The 15,291-nt window shown below is 63.2% G+C and carries 17 protein-coding genes; 11 read left to right on the top strand and 6 right to left on the bottom strand.

Annotated features, from left to right (window positions below; genetic code table 11):
• Position 1 precedes the first annotated feature (1 nt).
• A complete protein-coding gene (gene cueR, locus ATY29_RS35610) occupies positions 2–391 on the top strand; it encodes a Cu(I)-responsive transcriptional regulator (RefSeq protein WP_003563555.1) in 390 nt (129 codons plus the stop codon).
• A gap of 28 nt (positions 392–419) precedes the next feature.
• Here the strand turns inward: cueR and ATY29_RS35605 are convergent, their stop codons facing one another.
• Positions 420–728, bottom strand: coding sequence for a hypothetical protein (locus ATY29_RS35605; RefSeq protein WP_003563556.1), 309 nt, complete (start codon positions 726–728; stop codon positions 420–422).
• Between the two features lie 187 nt (positions 729–915).
• Between ATY29_RS35605 and ATY29_RS35600 the strand changes: the two genes are divergently transcribed.
• From ATY29_RS35600 to ATY29_RS35590, 3 genes are read left to right on the top strand one after another with little or no spacing between them, the layout of a single operon-like run.
• A complete protein-coding gene (locus ATY29_RS35600) occupies positions 916–1,455 on the top strand; it encodes a sigma-70 family RNA polymerase sigma factor (protein ID WP_097534338.1) in 540 nt (179 codons plus the stop codon).
• Positions 1,442–2,209 carry an anti-sigma factor family protein gene (locus tag ATY29_RS35595; RefSeq protein WP_025418735.1) on the top strand — a complete coding sequence of 256 codons (768 nt, stop codon included), beginning with the start codon at positions 1,442–1,444 and terminating at the stop codon, positions 2,207–2,209. Before ATY29_RS35600 ends, ATY29_RS35595 begins: the two co-directional genes overlap by 14 nt.
• A gap of 20 nt (positions 2,210–2,229) precedes the next feature.
• Positions 2,230–2,940, top strand: a complete 711-nt coding sequence (locus ATY29_RS35590) for a Bax inhibitor-1/YccA family protein (protein WP_003563559.1) — start codon at positions 2,230–2,232, stop codon at positions 2,938–2,940.
• Positions 2,941–3,082: 142 nt separating this feature from the next.
• Here ATY29_RS35590 and ATY29_RS35585 read toward each other — a convergent pair whose 3' ends face one another.
• From ATY29_RS35585 to repA, 4 genes are all read right to left on the bottom strand, one after another.
• Complete coding sequence (locus tag ATY29_RS35585) at positions 3,083–4,216, bottom strand: RHE_PE00001 family protein (protein ID WP_097534336.1); 1,134 nt, start codon at positions 4,214–4,216, stop codon at positions 3,083–3,085.
• A gap of 180 nt (positions 4,217–4,396) precedes the next feature.
• Positions 4,397–5,608, bottom strand: a complete 1,212-nt coding sequence (gene repC, locus ATY29_RS35580) for a plasmid replication protein RepC (protein WP_097534334.1) — start codon at positions 5,606–5,608, stop codon at positions 4,397–4,399.
• Positions 5,609–5,761: 153 nt separating this feature from the next.
• The gene (gene repB, locus ATY29_RS35575) at positions 5,762–6,757 is read right to left on the bottom strand and encodes a plasmid partitioning protein RepB (RefSeq protein ID WP_097534332.1); all 996 of its coding nucleotides are present in this window, start codon (positions 6,755–6,757) and stop codon (positions 5,762–5,764) included.
• Positions 6,754–7,950, bottom strand: coding sequence for a plasmid partitioning protein RepA (gene repA / locus ATY29_RS35570; RefSeq protein WP_025418739.1), 1,197 nt, complete (start codon positions 7,948–7,950; stop codon positions 6,754–6,756). The genes repB and repA overlap by 4 nt, the downstream gene beginning before the upstream one ends.
• A 201-nt stretch (positions 7,951–8,151) precedes the next feature.
• Here repA and cobF point away from each other — a divergent pair, with 201 nt between their 5' ends.
• From cobF to ATY29_RS35545, 5 genes are all read left to right on the top strand, one after another.
• Positions 8,152–8,910 (top strand): precorrin-6A synthase (deacetylating), encoded by a 759-nt coding sequence (gene cobF / locus ATY29_RS35565; protein ID WP_097534330.1) that lies wholly within the window; start codon positions 8,152–8,154, stop codon positions 8,908–8,910.
• A gap of 72 nt (positions 8,911–8,982) precedes the next feature.
• A complete protein-coding gene (cobG, locus tag ATY29_RS35560) occupies positions 8,983–10,365 on the top strand; it encodes a precorrin-3B synthase (RefSeq protein WP_097534328.1) in 1,383 nt (460 codons plus the stop codon).
• Between the two features lie 2 nt (positions 10,366–10,367).
• Positions 10,368–11,000 carry a precorrin-8X methylmutase gene (locus ATY29_RS35555; RefSeq protein WP_025418742.1) on the top strand — a complete coding sequence of 211 codons (633 nt, stop codon included), beginning with the start codon at positions 10,368–10,370 and terminating at the stop codon, positions 10,998–11,000.
• Complete coding sequence (locus ATY29_RS35550; RefSeq protein WP_003563567.1) at positions 10,997–11,728, top strand: precorrin-2 C(20)-methyltransferase; 732 nt, start codon at positions 10,997–10,999, stop codon at positions 11,726–11,728. Before ATY29_RS35555 ends, ATY29_RS35550 begins: the two co-directional genes overlap by 4 nt.
• Complete coding sequence (locus ATY29_RS35545) at positions 11,725–12,489, top strand: precorrin-3B C(17)-methyltransferase (protein WP_097534326.1); 765 nt, start codon at positions 11,725–11,727, stop codon at positions 12,487–12,489. Before ATY29_RS35550 ends, ATY29_RS35545 begins: the two co-directional genes overlap by 4 nt.
• Here ATY29_RS35545 and ATY29_RS35540 read toward each other — a convergent pair.
• Complete coding sequence (locus ATY29_RS35540; RefSeq protein WP_097534324.1) at positions 12,453–13,223, bottom strand: cobalt-precorrin-6A reductase; 771 nt, start codon at positions 13,221–13,223, stop codon at positions 12,453–12,455. The genes ATY29_RS35545 and ATY29_RS35540 overlap by 37 nt on opposite strands.
• Here ATY29_RS35540 and cbiE point away from each other — a divergent pair.
• Together cbiE and cobM are read left to right on the top strand one after the other, a co-directional pair.
• Positions 13,222–14,454 (top strand): precorrin-6y C5,15-methyltransferase (decarboxylating) subunit CbiE, encoded by a 1,233-nt coding sequence (cbiE, locus tag ATY29_RS35535; RefSeq protein ID WP_097534322.1) that lies wholly within the window; start codon positions 13,222–13,224, stop codon positions 14,452–14,454. The genes ATY29_RS35540 and cbiE overlap by 2 nt on opposite strands.
• A gap of 4 nt (positions 14,455–14,458) precedes the next feature.
• Complete coding sequence (gene cobM / locus ATY29_RS35530; protein ID WP_097534320.1) at positions 14,459–15,217, top strand: precorrin-4 C(11)-methyltransferase; 759 nt, start codon at positions 14,459–14,461, stop codon at positions 15,215–15,217.
• Positions 15,218–15,291: the final 74 nt, after the last annotated feature.

The raw sequence follows: 15,291 nt of genomic DNA, 5'->3' as shown, positions 1-15,291 counted from the left end.
GATGAATATCGGCGAAGCATCGGAACGTTCCGGCCTGCCTTCCAAGACCATCCGCTATTACGAGGATATCGGCCTCATCCGCCCCGAAAGAGGCGGAAACGGCTACCGCGATTATGCCGCGACCGACGTTCATAAGCTGCGCTTCCTGCAGCGCTCGCGTGGCCTTGGCTTTTCCGTCGAGGAATGCCGGCAATTGCTGGCGCTCTACGAGGACAAAAGCCGGGCGAGCGCCGACGTCAAGGATATCGCCGAGAGCAAGCTTTCGGAGATCGACCGCAAGATCCGCGAGCTCTCCGAACTGCGGCGCACACTCGAACATCTCGTGCATGCCTGTCACGGCAATGACAGGCCGGACTGTCCGATCCTCGAAGAGCTTTCGCACAGTGCCTGAGCATTTCGGAAGACGCAGACGGCGCGCTTCAGGTAAGCTGCGGCATGTTCTGGTTGGCCGCCAGAGAGGCGCAAGCCCGCTCGTCGAGCTCCTCGTCCTCGCCATCATCCAGCACGCCGTCATCCAGCCGATGCTTGATCGCCAGCGCGTAGATTACGTCGAGAATATTGCGGTCCCTGAGATGAGGATCGGTGAGCGCGAGAAGCGAGGCCCGGACGATCTTCTTGCTGGTGGCGTTTGGACAACGCGCCTTGACGAAATCATAGAGCGCCTGATCCGTCAGCCCTTCCATGGCGCCGTCTACGAGAGCTTCGTAGACCCGCTTCTTTTCCTTCATTCTTGATTTTCCCCTACAAATCAGCGGCGTCATGATCTGTCATGTAATTGTCATAAACAATCGCCGATTTAAGGTGCACGTCCGCTGGAGAAGGATATTTTGATCATTTTTCAGGCAGCGATCTTCGGCTCGTACATATTTTTGCGTCGGTTGGAATAAAATCCACCGCGCTTGCGTATACTCAATCATGGAACGCAAAGACCGCCCCTTCGACGTCATCGGCCAGCTTGCAGCGCTTAGGCGCTACGCTCGCTCGCTGGTGCGTAATTCGGACGAGGTGGAGGATCTGGTGCACGATGCGCTTGTGCGCGCCCTCGAGAAGAAAAAAAGCTTCCGCAGCGGCGGCAATCTGCGCACTTGGCTGCTCTCCATCCTGCACAATGCTCATATCGACCGTCTGCGCCAGAACCGGTCGCTGACGCGCCGCCATGACGAGGCGGCTGTCGAGGCCGAACAGTCGCTGCCGGCCGGCCAGGAGCATGCGGTACGGCTGCAACAGGTGCGCGACGCCTTTTTCAACCTGCCGGAGGAACAGCGCGAAGCGCTGCATCTCGTTGCGATCGAAGACCTTTCCTACCAGGAAGCCGCCAATTCGCTCGGCATTCCTATCGGGACGCTGATGTCGCGCATCTCGCGTGCCCGCGCGCAACTGCGCGAATTCGAGGAGAAGAGGCCGCGCAAGTCGCATCTGAGATTAATCGGAGGAGACGGCAATGAAAGCAATTGATCCGATCCTCGATGCCGATCTCGACGCCTATGTCGATGGCGAGCTCGATGTCGCCCGCCGCATCCAGGTGGAATCCTATCTTTCCGACCACCCGGCGATTGCCGCAAAGGTCATGGCCGACCTGAGCGTCAAAGGCGAGCTGCGCCTGGCGCTTGCCGGCGAAAGCGCCTTCGGCCGCCCCGAGACCCGCGATGCTGCCCGCCGGCTGGAACGGGGCCTTTCCTATGGCCGGATTTTCCATTCCATGCAGCGCATTGCCGCTGTCGGTATTCTGGTGACCGCCGGCTGGGTGGCGCACAATTCCTTCGGCGCTTTCTCGGCGACCGAAGTGTCGGCTTCCGTGCCGGCCCCCGCCTATGTCGAGGATGCCGTCCGCGCCTATCAGACCGCGGCGCTGCGCCAGTCGATGCCTGCGCAACGGCCAAGCATTTTAGGCGCCGACGATATTCGCGCCGCCACCGCGATCGTGATGCCGGAACTGCCTGGGGATTGGAAGGTTGCCGACGTGCAGATCTTCCCGTCCGAATTCGGTCCCAGCGTCGAGATGGCGATCGTGCAGTCGGATGGTAAGCGGCTGTCGCTCTTCGCCGTCCGCCCGGGCGCCTTCGAGGTGAAGCCGGTCAGCCATCTCACACTTGAGAAAGCAGAAGCCGCCTATTGGCAGATCGGCGAGGTTGCCTATGCGCTCATCGCCGCCGATAGCGGTCTCAATCTCGATCAGGCGGCCGAACGGCTCGCCCGCTCGCTCTATTAGTTCAAACCGAGGAGATCAGCATGAACCCGATCAATTCCCGCTATGGCGCCGTCGCCGGCTCCCAGGCCGTCTTCGACGAAGGCCTGCGCCAGCACATGCTGCGCGTCTACAATTATATGGCTCTCGGCCTAGTCATCACCGGCCTCGTCGCCTTCGTCGTCGGCTCGACGCCAGCCCTCTACGTCCCGATCTTCGGCTCGCCGCTGAAGTGGGTGGTGATGCTGGCGCCGCTCGCCTTCGTCTTCTTCTTCTCGTTCCGTATCCAGACGATGTCGGCCAGCACCGCGCAGATCACCTTCTGGGCCTTCTGCGCCGTGATGGGCCTGTCGCTCGCCTCCGTCTTCCTGGTCTTCACCGGGATGAGCATAGCGCGGACCTTCTTCATTACCGCGACGATGTTCGGCGCCACCAGCCTTTACGGCTATGTGACGAAACGTGACCTCTCGCGCATGGGCTCGTTCCTGATGATGGGTCTCATCGGCGTCATCATCGCCAGCATCGTCAACATCTTCCTGGGTTCGTCGGCGCTGCAGTTCGCCATCTCGGTGATCGGTATCGTCGTCTTCGTCGGCCTTACCGCCTACGACACGCAGAACATCAAGGAACAATATTCGGAAAACTACGATCAGGAATCGAACCAGAAGCTCGCCGTCTTCGGCGCACTCTCGCTCTACCTGAATTTCGTCAACATCTTCCAGCTTCTGCTCAACTTCACGGGCGAGCGGGAATAGGACCGCGCTTCCGGGGGCAAAGGAAGCGCAAGAGCGCCCGGTCTGCAATCTGTGACAGGACGGCAGATCGGGTGTTCACTCTTAGGCTCGTATAAAACAAGAGCCAACCAGACGGCCGGGTCGACGCCCGGCCGTTTTTATTTCAGATGATGCCCCAGGCGCGATAACGGCCGCGGCCGGTGATTTCACGAATGCCGATCTCGTTGACGAGGTTCAGCGCGCCCCGCGGCGTGATGCGCAGATGGCGGGCGATCATCGCCGCCGAGACCATCGGCCGCGACAGAATGAAATCGGCGAGTTTGGGCAGGCTGCTGTTCGAACGGCGGCCGCGAAAGCGCAGCTCCATCTGCGTGCGCGCCAGCGTCAACCGGTCGAGTTCCTTCAATCCGGCCGTAGCCCCCAGATGCATTGCTTCCAGGAAGGCTTGCAGCCGCGTCGCCCGGTCGCGAGCCCGGCGACGCTCGTGGCGCACCAACTTCAGCCCTCCGTAGAAAGAAAAGAGATGCGAGACGACCTTGCCGCGGGCACGCAGATGGCCGGCGACCAGAAGACCGCCGAGCCAGTGCTGGCGCCGCAGCGGCTCGATCCTTTCCCAGGCTTCGAAAAGGATGACGGCGCCGAGAACTGGCGGCAGGCTGTCGGCTAGCGGCAGCACACTGCGCCACTCCGCCAGCCGCTGCTCCTCGTCCCATTCGTCATCCCCGAGCAGACCGAGAGGATCTTCGTTTCGCCGTGCCGCCGGGACTGCGACCTGTTCGCTTGCCGGCGCCTTTCCCGTGTGGATATCGATGAGCTTCTGCGAGCGCGCGAGAATGGCGTCGATCTCGGCCATTTCGGCGGCGAGCGGCCCGTCCTCATCCTCGCCCTCCTCGTCGGTCTCGACCGGAGCCTCAGGACGCTTCGGCTCCCCCGCATCCCCCTCCCCTTCCCCGAGTGTTGCTGTCAGCGTAGCGAGCCCCGGCGCTCCAAGCGCCCAGGAGGGTTCGCCGGTCCAGATGCGCCGGCGGGCCCGCAGCACGGAATGGGCGATCGTTAGCTCGTGGCTGGGGGCGCGGCTATCCATGTGCGCATCGTGCAAGACCAGATCCTCGACATGCACCAGTTCGCCGGCCACCCACAGCGCGCCGGCGGCATCGAAGAAATGACTGCGTTCGGCAAATCCCTCACCGACCGGCGAGCGCAACACTCGCTCGTCCAGCCGCGCCGCCGCATCCTCCGCCGCGGCAAGCGAGGGAAGCAGGGCCTGAAGCATGACACCGTCAATATCGTAGCGCATTGTTAAGCTTTACGGTTTCTCACAAATGGAAGCAAAACGCATGTTTTCTTCCGTCATCTATGACATGGTTAACGGCATATTTCAACAAAGTGCTGGGGAAGGAAGCAGGCAAGCTGGCCGCTTGCCCGGCTGCACCTCGTTCTAGCCGCCGCAACTGGCGCGAAGCTTCTTCTCGTCCGTTCACCCGGTTTTCGCTATCGGACCATTGGCCCGCATCAACGCCATCAGCATCGGGCCGAGCGAGAACTCGCCACGCTCCGCCCGCCGTGTCAGATCGCGCAGGTAGCCGCCGGCCGAGTTGATATGTCCGCCCCTTTCCAGAATGCAGGCGATCACCGTGGCGGCGTTTTCCGGCCCCATGACCTCGCAGGCCACCTGATAGGCGCTCGGGCTGACGCCCAGCGTCGAACGGACGATGACGGCCGCGGCCATCAAATCCCGCCAGTTGTCAATCCTGCCGCCCGGTCCGTAAGCCACGACCTCCGGGCACGCCTGCAGCACCATGGCAAGCGGGAAGGATTTCGGCGGCTCCCGCCACGGCCGTGGTTCGTCCTCCGGCTTTGCGCCCTGCTTCGTTTCGAAGCTTGGTTCAAGTTCAGATGAAGGGTATGGGTTTGAATTATGTATGTGCCGACCGTTTTGGATGTCATTGGCGTCTGTTTTTTCTGTTTTCGTCTTCAGTTCCAGCGTCTTGACGATCAATTCGCGGAAAGCTTCGAGATCGGCCAGCAGATTTTCCATCTCGGCGGTCGACGGGCGGCGCGGCAGGCTTGCCGAAAGCAGATTGAAATGCTTCTGCATCTCGATCCATTCGCCGGCAATTTCCTCTTCCAGTGCGATTTCGATGAGCTTGGCGATGTCGCGCCGGCACAGCGTCAATCGCTCCCGCAGGCGCTTCCATTCCAGCTTGCCGGCGAGCACCTCAGCCGCCTGCGCCTCGATCTCGCGGGCACGGACAACCAGGGGCGCCAGGCTAAAGCCGAAGGCCTCTCCAAGCCCGCCCTCGCCGTTACGGCGGGCAAAACGTTTGCCGTTCGGGCTATCCCTGCGGATGATCAGGCCAGCCTCCACCAGCATCGCTAGGTTCCGCCGTAGCGTCGTGCCGGCCATGCCGTGCGTGCGCAGTGACAATTGCTCGTTCGAGGGGAAGACGACGAAGCCGTTGGCCTCGGCAATCTCGTTCTTCGGGTAGAAGGTCAACAGCGCGTTGAGAACCGCGAGCGCACGATCGGATACGCCGACCAGCTCCTTTGCTTCGCAGAGCGAACGAAAGATCTTCCACTTGTCGACCGATGCGTCCGGATCGACCTTGCTGGCATTTTCTTGGCTTGCCAGCATGCCAAGCGTCATCGATCGCCGCCCAAAGGGCGTCGACACATATTGAGGCTCCATGTCCCTCACCTTTTTCAAGGCAAAAGAAACCTACCACCCGAAAGGATGCCGAAGACGCTTGACAGTGATTCGAGGAAGTGCGATTCTCAGATTGTCCAGATATGAGAAAGGCTTCCGCGGCGGCAACGTTCGGAGGCTTTTTTCTTTTGCGGCCTACTCTCCTGCTTGCAACTTGCCGGCCCGATAGGCTTCGTAAAGCTCATCGAGACGACGTGAAATGTAAGCGCCGAAATCCGGCGCATCGCCGGTTTTCAACGCGATCGTGAAGGAATTACCGGCGCTCTTGATTCGGCCGGCAATCTTGGCGCCGCTCTTCGGCTTCCAGTCATATTCCGTGGGTTCGGGCTTGGCCTCTTTCCTGGCGAGCTCGGCAACCAAAAGCTCGAAGCGGCGGTCGCTCTCCTCAGCCATGAAACCTTCGGAGCCGACGAGCTTGGCAAGCCGCGCCGCCGTCATCCCGTTCCAGTCCTGGGCAAGCGCCATCCACTTGCGTCGCCCGATGCCGGGCGCAGCCCCGACCGACCTGACGATCTCGGCCGGGATAGCCCTGGCGACGGAAAGCAGCTTCGACAGCTCCGTCTTGTCAGTCGACAGCGCCTTCATGATCACGGGACGTTCGAAGCCCTTGAGTTCGAGATTGAGGGCAAAGACGGCCCGCTCAATATAGGAAAGATTGCGGCGCGCCGAATTTTCAATGCCCTGCGCGATGACGACGTCGGTATCGTCGAGCTTGCGGACGATCGCCTGCACCTTGCGGCCGAGCAGCTTGACGGCCTGCAGGCGGCGATGGCCGTAGGCGATCTGATAGCGGTCTTCATCCGCAGGATGACGGCGCACGAGGATCGGCACTTCCTGGCCATTTTCGGCAATCGACTGCACCAGTTCGTCCTCGATATCGATCGGCTGGTCGGCAAGGCGGTCGCGGACGAAGGAGGAATCGATCAGATCCGGATCGAGTTCGACGATGCGTTCACCGGAGAGCAAGGCCTCCTGCATCGCCCTGCTCTCTTCCTCCATGCGCCCGAGGGTCAGCGCCATCGTCCGGACCGGGCCGGCCGATCCACGCGAAGACGTCTCCTCGTAGTTGGCCGCGGCCAACTCCTGCGCCGTATCGTCGAAAAGACCTTTCAGGCGATCACGTCTGCTCATGTGCGGCCCCAGGCTTTGTGAATGCCGGCGAGAACCTCGCTGTTGGCGGCAGTGACCGACTCCAGCGCCCGATCATAGGTCGAGCGGCGCACCTGCCCCTTCTCGATCTCATAGAGCGTCTGCTTGGTCAGGCCGGCATCGGCGATCGCCGTCGATTTAAGAATGGTCGCCGTCAATACGTCGTCGCTGAACAGGCTGCGCAATAGCGCGACGATCTGCGACTGCGGCGCATCGAAGGGTTCGTGACGGGTGACGACATATTTGATGAAGTCGTGCTGCAGATCGCCACCGGCCTTGCGCACGACCGAGAGCAGATCCGAAGTCATCAGCAGGAACTGCGACATCGAGGCAACATCGACCATCTGCGGATGGATAGTGATCAGCAGAGATGTGGCGGCACAGACGGCGCCGAGCGTGAGGTAACCGAGCTGCGGTGGGCAATCGATCACCACGACGTCGTAATCGGCCTCGACCTCGGCGATCGCAATACCGACGCGGCGGAAGAACAGCTCAGCCGGCTTCTGGCGATCATTCAGCGCCCGCGGCGTCTCGTGCTCGAACTCCATCAGTTCGAGATTGCCCGGCACCAGATCGAGCCCGTCGAAATAGGTCTTTCGAACAATGTCCTTCAGCGGCTTGCGGCCGGCATCGTAGCGAATGGCGCCATAGAGTGTATCGCCGTCGGCAAGATCGAATTCCGGCTGGACGCCGAGCATCGAGGAGAGCGAGGCTTGCGGGTCGAGGTCGATGGCGAGCACTCGATACCCCTCCAGCGCCAGATATTGCGCCAGATAAAGTGTCGTCGTCGTCTTGGCCGAACCGCCCTTGAAATTGGTGACGGCAACCGTCTGCAGCTTCTCGCCGGGGCGCCGCCATGGAAGATAGGAAAGCGCATCCTTCGGCTTCAGCTTTGCCATATAATGGCGCAATTCATTGATCTGACCGAGCGTATAGGAACGTCGACCATTCTGGGAAAGCTCTGGCTGCGGCCCCTTGCCATCGAGCGAGAGCTGGCGAAGATAGCCGTCGGAAACGCCGATCATATGAGCCGCTTCGCCGGACGAAAATGTCCGCAGCGTCTTCTGGGACAGCGGCGGAAACAGCTTTTCGCGCAGCAGCTTCAATTGCCGCGAAAGCTGAGTCGCATGCCGCTCGATCCGCACATCTGTCGTCGATACGCTAATGTTGTCCAAAACACCCAATCCTTTTCGATGCGCTTTTCTGTCAACATAGCGTCAAAAAGCGTATCGAAAGTGACACGATTCGGGATTTGCAGCAAGAATAGGGCTCGGGCGCTGTCCACAGGCTCGGTTGGCCGCGGCCAACTCTCCGCCCAGCCCTTGCGGCGAACCGACTTTTTCGGCAAGACCGCCTGGAATCGCGGGAGTATCGGCTTGAAGCATATCCATATCATCGGCATCGGCACAGGCAATCCGGAGCACGTCACCATACAGGCGATTAACGCGATGAACGCCGCCGACGTGGTCTTTCTGCCGGTCAAGGGGACCGGCAAGGAAGAGCTCGCCGAAATCCGGCGAGACATCTGCGAACGATACCTCACAGGCGTCAGGATTTTAGAATTCGCGGTGCCACAAAGGCAGACCGCGGAGAGGACCTATCCGCAAAGCGTCGACGCCTGGCATGGCGAGATCGCCCGCATCTATGAAGAGCTGATCGCCGGCCTGCCGGATGATGGCAGCGGCGCCTTTCTGGTCTGGGGTGATCCCAGCCTCTACGACAGCACGATCCGCATCATCGAACGCGTGCGGCAGGAAGCAACACTGGATTTCGACTACAGCGTCGTTCCCGGCATCACCAGCATCCAGGCGCTCGCCGCCAGTCACAAGATCCCGGTCAACCTCGTCGGCAAACCTGTCGAGATCACCACAGGGCGCAGGCTGGCGCGAGAGGGACTGACGACCGTCAGCACGATCGTCATGCTCGACGGAGAACAGGCTTTTGCAAAGATCGATGATCCCGATGCGGAGATTTTCTGGGGCGCCTATCTCGGCACCAAGGACGAGATCGTCAGATCGGGGCGGCTCGGCGATATCGCCGCCGATATTCTGGCGCTGAGAGCCGAGGCCAGGCAACGGCATGGCTGGATCATGGATATCTATCTGCTGCGCAAGGGACGGGATTTCGAGGAATAGCCGGCCGGAACCGTTCCATCATGTTTTGCCGCACCGGCTGCGATCATGTAAGACACGGTCAGAGGATCGAGAATGAGCATTGAGGCTGCAACGGCGATCGACAGGATAGGCGAGGCGGCTTTGCACGGGCGCCCGGCGGCGAAGATACGCGCGCGCGGCGCCTGCCCCACACTGGCAGCACCCATGCCGACCGGCGACGGCCTGCTGGTCCGGCTGCGGCCGGCTGGCGGCGCCTTAACGCTGCCGCAACTCGCCGCACTTGCCCGCTCGGCCGCAGTGCACGGAAACGGCATTCTGGAGATTACCGCGCGCGGCAATCTGCAGATCCGCGGGCTGCGGGCCGAGAGCGTGGAAAAGTTCGCTGCCAATATCGATGTCGCCGGGATCACCGTGCCGGCCGGGCCGGCGATCGAGATCTCGCCGTTGCACGGCATCGATCCGGAAGAGACGATCAATCCGGCCGCCATGGAAATGGCAATGCGCAGCGCGCTTCACGATCTCATCGCCTCGCCGCGGCTCGCGCCGAAACTGTCGATCGTCATCGACGGCGGTGGAGCATTCGGGCTGTCGGCGCTTTCCGCCGATATCCGCCTCGCCGCGTTATCCCCGACGGGTTGGCTGGTCGCGATCAATGGTGACGGTGAGACCGCAAAACCGGTTGCGATCGCTCCCACAGAGGCGGCGATAGCGGCCGTCGGCGAAATTCTGAGCCTGCTCGAAGCACTCAGGCAGGGCAGCCGGGCGCGAGATATCGATCCGGCGCTTCTGCGGGCGCGTTTTCCCACTATGGATAGCCTTCGCGCCGTTCCGTCACGCGCGGTAAGTAAGCCGCTTTCCGGCCTGCATCGGCTTGCAGACGGCAAAACCGTACTCGGCATCAGGCCGGAATTCGGACAGATGTGGGCAGCCGATCTGACCGCCCTCATCGATCTCGCCAGCGCCCATGGCGCAACCGCCATCCGGCTTGCACCCGGCCGCGGTTTCTTCCTCATCGGGCTGCCCGCAGATACAGTGCCGGCTATGCAGATCGCAGCAAGCAAGTATGGTTTCAGCGCGCAGGCCGGCGAGAGCAGCGAGCATATAGTCGCCTGCGCCGGCGCCGGCGCCTGCGGCTCTGCCTTCTACGAGACAAGAACGCTGGCCCGCCGCATCCTTGCCGCGGCACCCACCCTCTTCGACGGTTCGCTGACACTGCATCTCTCCGGCTGCGCCAAAGGCTGCGCCCATGCCCGGCCGGCGCTGACCCTATCGGGCACGGCGGAGGGTTACGACCTCATCCTCAACGGATTGGCAGGGGATCGCCCGGACGAACGGATCGCTGGCGGTCGGATCGATTTCGCTATAGAGAGGCTCGCCCGGTCCATCGAAGACAACAGAAGCGCTGGCGAATCGGCTGCCGCCTGCCTTACACGGCTTGGCGCAACCGGCGTTCTAGAGGCGCTGCGACAGGAATAAGAATGCCAGACTACGATTATATCCGCAGCGGCGACGCGATCTACGAGCGTTCCTTTGCGATCATCCGCGCCGAGGCCGACCTCTCGCGCTTCACCGAAGATCAGGCCGAAATCGCCGTGCGCATGATCCATGCCTGCGGGCTGGTCGAGGCGGCAGAGCATTTCGTCTTCTCCGCCGATTGCGTCGGTGCGGCGCGCGACGCATTGAAGGGCGGGGCGCCGATCTTCTGCGACGCCGAGATGGTCTCCCATGGCGTCACCCGGGCGCGGCTGCCGGCACTGAACGAGGTCATTTGCACGCTGCGCGATCCCGCCACGCCGGAACTGGCGCGTCAGACCGGCAATACACGCTCCGCCGCCGCCATGCATCTCTGGCTCGATCGGCTCGGCGGCAGCGTCGTTGCGATCGGCAATGCCCCGACGGCACTCTTTCATCTGCTCGAACTGCTGCGTGACGGCGCGCCGAAACCGGCCGCGATCCTCGGCATGCCCGTCGGCTTTGTCGGCGCGGCGGAATCGAAGGATGCGCTGGCGGAGAATTCCTACGGCGTGCCTTTTGCCATCGTCCGCGGCCGGCTCGGCGGCAGCGCCATGACGGCGGCTGCCATCAATGCATTGGCGAGGCCCGGCCTATGACGACACCAGGCCGTCTCATCGGCGTCGGCACCGGTCCCGGCGACCCGGAGCTTCTGACCCTCAAGGCCGTCCGCGCCATCGAAGGCGCCGATGTCATCGCCTATTTCGCCAAGCAGGGCAGGGGCGGCAATGGCAAGGCGATCGTCGAACCGCTGCTGAAACCCGGCGTCACTCTGCTGCCACTCTATTATCCCGTCACCACCGAGATCGACAAGAACGACGAACGCTACCGGAGCCTGATCACTCAGTTCTACGATCGCTCGGCCGAACGCGTCGCCGGCCATCTGGATGCCGGACGGACCGTCGCGGTGCTCAGCGAAGGCGATCCGCTGTTCTACGGCTCCTACATGCACCTGCATGTCAGGCTGTCCCAGCGCTACCCGACGGAGGTGATCCCCGGCATCAGCGCCATGTCGGGCTGCTGGTCTTTAGCGGGCATGCCGATCGTCCAGGGCGACGACGTGCTTTCCGTACTGCCGGGTACGATGGCCGAAACCGAGCTGACGCGCCGTCTTGCCGATACGCAAGCCGCCGTCATCATGAAAGTGGGCCGCAATCTGCCGAAGATCCGCCGGGCCTTAGCGGCGGCCGGCCGGCTTGCCGAAGCCGTCTATGTCGAGCGCGGCACGATGGCGAATGCGGCGATGGAAAAACTTGCCGACAGGACCGATGGCGATGCGCCGTATTTTTCGCTCGTCCTGGTGCCGGGCTGGGAGGGCAGCCGATGAGCGGGCGGCTTTTCGTGATCGGCACCGGTCCCGGCAATCCCGAGCAGATCACGCCGGAAGCGCTCGCCGCCGTCGATGCGGCGACGGATTTCTTCGGTTACGGGCCCTATCTCGACAGGCTGCAGCTTCGCCACGATCAGCTGCGGCATGCCTCGGACAATCGCGAGGAGTTGGATAGGGCAGGGGCCGCACTTTCCATGGCGGCGGATGGCGCCAAGGTCTGCGTTGTCTCCGGCGGCGACCCCGGCGTCTTCGCCATGGCTGCCGCCGTCTGCGAGGCGATCGAGAACGGGCCGGCGGCATGGCGCGCGGTCGATCTCACCATTCTGCCGGGCATCACGGCGATGCTGGCGGTGGCGGCGAGAGCCGGCGCGCCGCTTGGCCACGATTTCTGCGCCATATCGCTTTCCGACAATCTAAAGCCTTGGAATATCATCGAAACACGTCTGGAACTGGCGGCCAAGGCAGGCTTCGTCATCGCCCTTTACAATCCAATCAGCCGGGCGCGCCCCTGGCAGCTCGGCGACGCCTTCAAGCTGTTGCGCGAGCATCTGCCCGCAGCAACGCCGGTCATTTTCGGGCGGGCGGCCGGACGGCCGGACGAACGCATCACCCTACAGGCGCTGTCGGATGCCGATGCCTCGATTGCCGACATGGCGACCTGCATCATCATCGGTTCGGCCGAGACGCGGATCGTTGCGCGGCCCGGCCGGCCGGACCTCGTCTATACCCCGCGTTTCATGGCGGAGGGGAAGAGGTGATCGATCGCCGCCAGCGCCGCCTCGACAGTATCGACCGTCCTGACCGCGGACGCCGGCGCGCGCGCCACCATCAGCACCTCGATGCCGAGCAGGCGGGCGGCCTCGATCTTCGCATAGGTGGCGGCCCCGCCGCTGTTCTTGGCAATGATGGCGTCGATGCCGTGCTGCTTCAGCAAGGCGCATTCGCCTTCCAGCGTGAACGGGCCGCGATCGAGGACATAGTCGACATTGGCAAGCGCCGGTGGCGGCTCGACGGGATCGACGCTGCGAATGAGATAGAAATGCTGCGGCGCCGCTTGCGCATGATGCGCGCCCTGCCGACCCGTCGCCAGAAAGACATGGCGAGGGGAGGGGCCAAGCGCTTCGATGGCAGCCGAAATGCTCCGCACGTCGCGCCAGCGATCGCCCGGCAGCCGCTGCCATTCGGGGCGGCGCAGAGCGATCGTGTTTATCCCGGTGGACTCGGCGGCAAAGGCGGCATTGGCGGAAATGCGCTCGGCGAAGGGATGCGTGGCGTCGATCAGCAGGTGATATCCGTCGGCCTTCAGAAAATCGGCGAGCGCCGCCGCACCGCCGAAACCCCCGACGCGAACCGAAACCGGCTGTGCGGCCGGTTTTTCGGTGCGTCCGGCCAGCGACAGAAGGACATCGCAATCATCCCGCACGGCGAGAGCTTCGGCCAGCAGGCGCGCCTCGCCGGTGCCGCCGAGGATCAGGATGCGAGGTCTTCCCATGTCTGATCTTCCTCCTGCTGACGGCCCGCGCTGGCTGACTATTATCGGCATCGGCGAAGATGGTCCAGCAGGGCTCGGCGAAGAGGCAAGGCGGCTGATCGCCCGCGCATCCGCCGTATTCGGCGGCGCGCGGCACCACGCGCTCGCCGCGTCGCTGATAACAGGCGAGAAATTTTCCTGGCAGAGCCCGTTCGAGCGCTCGGTCGATGCCGTGCTTGAACGGCGCGGCACGCCCGTGGTCGTGCTCGCCTCCGGCGACCCGTTTCTCTACGGCGTCGGCGCAACCCTTTCCCGTCACGTCGCGGCGGGAGAGATGCACACCATCCCCGCGCCCTCGGCCTTCAGCCTTGCCGCCTCCCGCCTTGGCTGGCCGCTGCAGGACGTCGCGACGATTTCGCTGCATGGCAGGCCGATCGATCTGATCCGGCCGCATCTCCACCCCGGGCGGCGCATCATCGCCTTGACCTCGGACGAGAAGGGGCCGAGCGCCCTGGCTGCCCTGCTTATCGCCGCCGGGTTCGGTCAGTCGAAGCTTACCGTGCTCGAAGCGCTCGGCGGCGATCGGGAACGGCAGAGACGCACCGCGGCGGCGGATTTCGATCTCACGAACATCGATCCGCTGAACGTCTGCGCACTCCAGATCGCAGCAGGGGAGGGGGCTCGCATCTTGCCTCTCGCTTCCGGGCTCGAGGACGGTCTCTTCGAGCATGACGGACAGATCACCAAACGCGAAATCCGGGCGATGACGCTGTCGGCGCTCGCACCGCGCCACGGTGAACTGCTCTGGGATATCGGCGCCGGTTCCGGATCGATCGGCATCGAATGGATGCTGGCCGATCCCAGCCTGAAGACGATCGCCATCGAGCAATCGCCGGAGCGGGCCGCCCGTATCGCCCGCAACGCATCCGCCTTCGGCGTGCCGCATCTTGCCGTCATCGAAGGTGCTGCACCCGCTGCGTTGGCGGGCTTGCCGCAACCCGACACGATCTTCCTCGGCGGCGGCGGCAGCGAGCCCGGCGTCATCGATGCCGCGATTGCCGCGCTGAAGCAGGGAGGGCGGCTGGTCGCCAATGCCGTGACGCTGGAGATGGAAGCCGTGCTGCTCCTGGAACATGCAAAACGCGGCGGCTCGCTGACACGGATCGAAATATCGCGCGCCGCACCGGTCGGCAGCATGAGCGGCTGGCGACCGGCCATGCCGGTAACGCAGTGGCGCTGGACGAAAGGATAACGGCATGAGGGTGCATTTCATCGGCGCAGGCCCAGGGGCTGCGGATCTGATCACGGTGCGGGGGCGCGATCTCATCGGCCAATGCCCCGTCTGCCTCTATGCCGGCTCGATCGTCTCGCCGGACCTGCTGCAATATTGCCCGGCAGATGCGCGGATCGTCGATACCGCGCCCATGTCGCTCGACGAAATCGAGGCGGAATATCTCAGTGCCGCTGCCGCCGGCCAGGATGTCGCCCGGCTCCATTCCGGCGATCTCTCGGTCTGGAGTGCGGTGGCCGAGCAGGTGCGCCGGCTTCAAAAACACGGCATCGCCTATACGATGACGCCTGGTGTGCCGGCCTTTGCCGCCGCCGCCTCAGCGCTCGGCCGCGAGTTGACGGTCCCGGCCGTCGCCCAAAGCCTGGTGCTCACCCGCGTTTCCGGCCGTGCCTCGCCGATGCCGAACGACGAGACCATTGCCAAATTCGGCGCGACCGGCGCCACACTGGCGATCCATCTGGCAATCCATGCGCTGAAGCAGGTCGTGGAGGAGTTGACGCCGCTTTACGGCGCCAATTGCCCGGTCGCGATCGTCGTCAAGGCCTCCTGGCCCGACGAACGTGTCCTGCGCGGTACCCTTGCCGATATCGAGGCGAAGGTTGCGGCCGAACCGATCGAACGCACGGCGATCATCTTCGTCGGCCCGTCGCTCGCAGCGGAAGATTTCCGCGACAGCTCGCTCTATGATCCCGCCTATCAGCGCCGTTTCAGAGGCCGGGAATAATTTCAAAGATTGGCCGCGCTGGTGGCGCGGCCCAATCGTGACAATCGTCCCCCAGTCCCGACACCAATGGCGGT

This window comes from Rhizobium hidalgonense (assembly GCF_002914525.1).
GTDB lineage: Bacteria > Pseudomonadota > Alphaproteobacteria > Rhizobiales > Rhizobiaceae > Rhizobium > Rhizobium hidalgonense.
Note: the sequence above shows the minus strand (reverse complement) of the source record. Positions and strands in the feature narration are given on the sequence as shown.

Excerpts from the sequence above, each read along its gene's own strand:
- cbiE (WP_097534322.1), top strand. The coding sequence starts at position 13,222 with ATGTCTGATCTTCCTCCTGCTGACGGCCCGCGCTGGCTGACTATTATC.
- ATY29_RS35595 (WP_025418735.1), top strand. The coding sequence starts at position 1,442 with ATGAAAGCAATTGATCCGATCCTCGATGCCGATCTCGACGCCTATGTC.
- cueR (WP_003563555.1), top strand. The coding sequence starts at position 2 with ATGAATATCGGCGAAGCATCGGAACGTTCCGGCCTGCCTTCCAAGACC.
- cobM (WP_097534320.1), top strand. The coding sequence starts at position 14,459 with ATGAGGGTGCATTTCATCGGCGCAGGCCCAGGGGCTGCGGATCTGATC.
- ATY29_RS35550 (WP_003563567.1), top strand. The coding sequence starts at position 10,997 with ATGACGACACCAGGCCGTCTCATCGGCGTCGGCACCGGTCCCGGCGAC.
- ATY29_RS35605 (WP_003563556.1), bottom strand. The coding sequence starts at position 728 with ATGAAGGAAAAGAAGCGGGTCTACGAAGCTCTCGTAGACGGCGCCATG.
- ATY29_RS35585 (WP_097534336.1), bottom strand. The coding sequence starts at position 4,216 with ATGCGCTACGATATTGACGGTGTCATGCTTCAGGCCCTGCTTCCCTCG.
- ATY29_RS35555 (WP_025418742.1), top strand. The coding sequence starts at position 10,368 with ATGCCAGACTACGATTATATCCGCAGCGGCGACGCGATCTACGAGCGT.
- ATY29_RS35540 (WP_097534324.1), bottom strand. The coding sequence starts at position 13,223 with ATGGGAAGACCTCGCATCCTGATCCTCGGCGGCACCGGCGAGGCGCGC.
- repC (WP_097534334.1), bottom strand. The coding sequence starts at position 5,608 with ATGGAGCCTCAATATGTGTCGACGCCCTTTGGGCGGCGATCGATGACG.
- cobG (WP_097534328.1), top strand. The coding sequence starts at position 8,983 with ATGAGCATTGAGGCTGCAACGGCGATCGACAGGATAGGCGAGGCGGCT.
- ATY29_RS35545 (WP_097534326.1), top strand. The coding sequence starts at position 11,725 with ATGAGCGGGCGGCTTTTCGTGATCGGCACCGGTCCCGGCAATCCCGAG.
- ATY29_RS35590 (WP_003563559.1), top strand. The coding sequence starts at position 2,230 with ATGAACCCGATCAATTCCCGCTATGGCGCCGTCGCCGGCTCCCAGGCC.
- ATY29_RS35600 (WP_097534338.1), top strand. The coding sequence starts at position 916 with ATGGAACGCAAAGACCGCCCCTTCGACGTCATCGGCCAGCTTGCAGCG.
- repB (WP_097534332.1), bottom strand. The coding sequence starts at position 6,757 with ATGAGCAGACGTGATCGCCTGAAAGGTCTTTTCGACGATACGGCGCAG.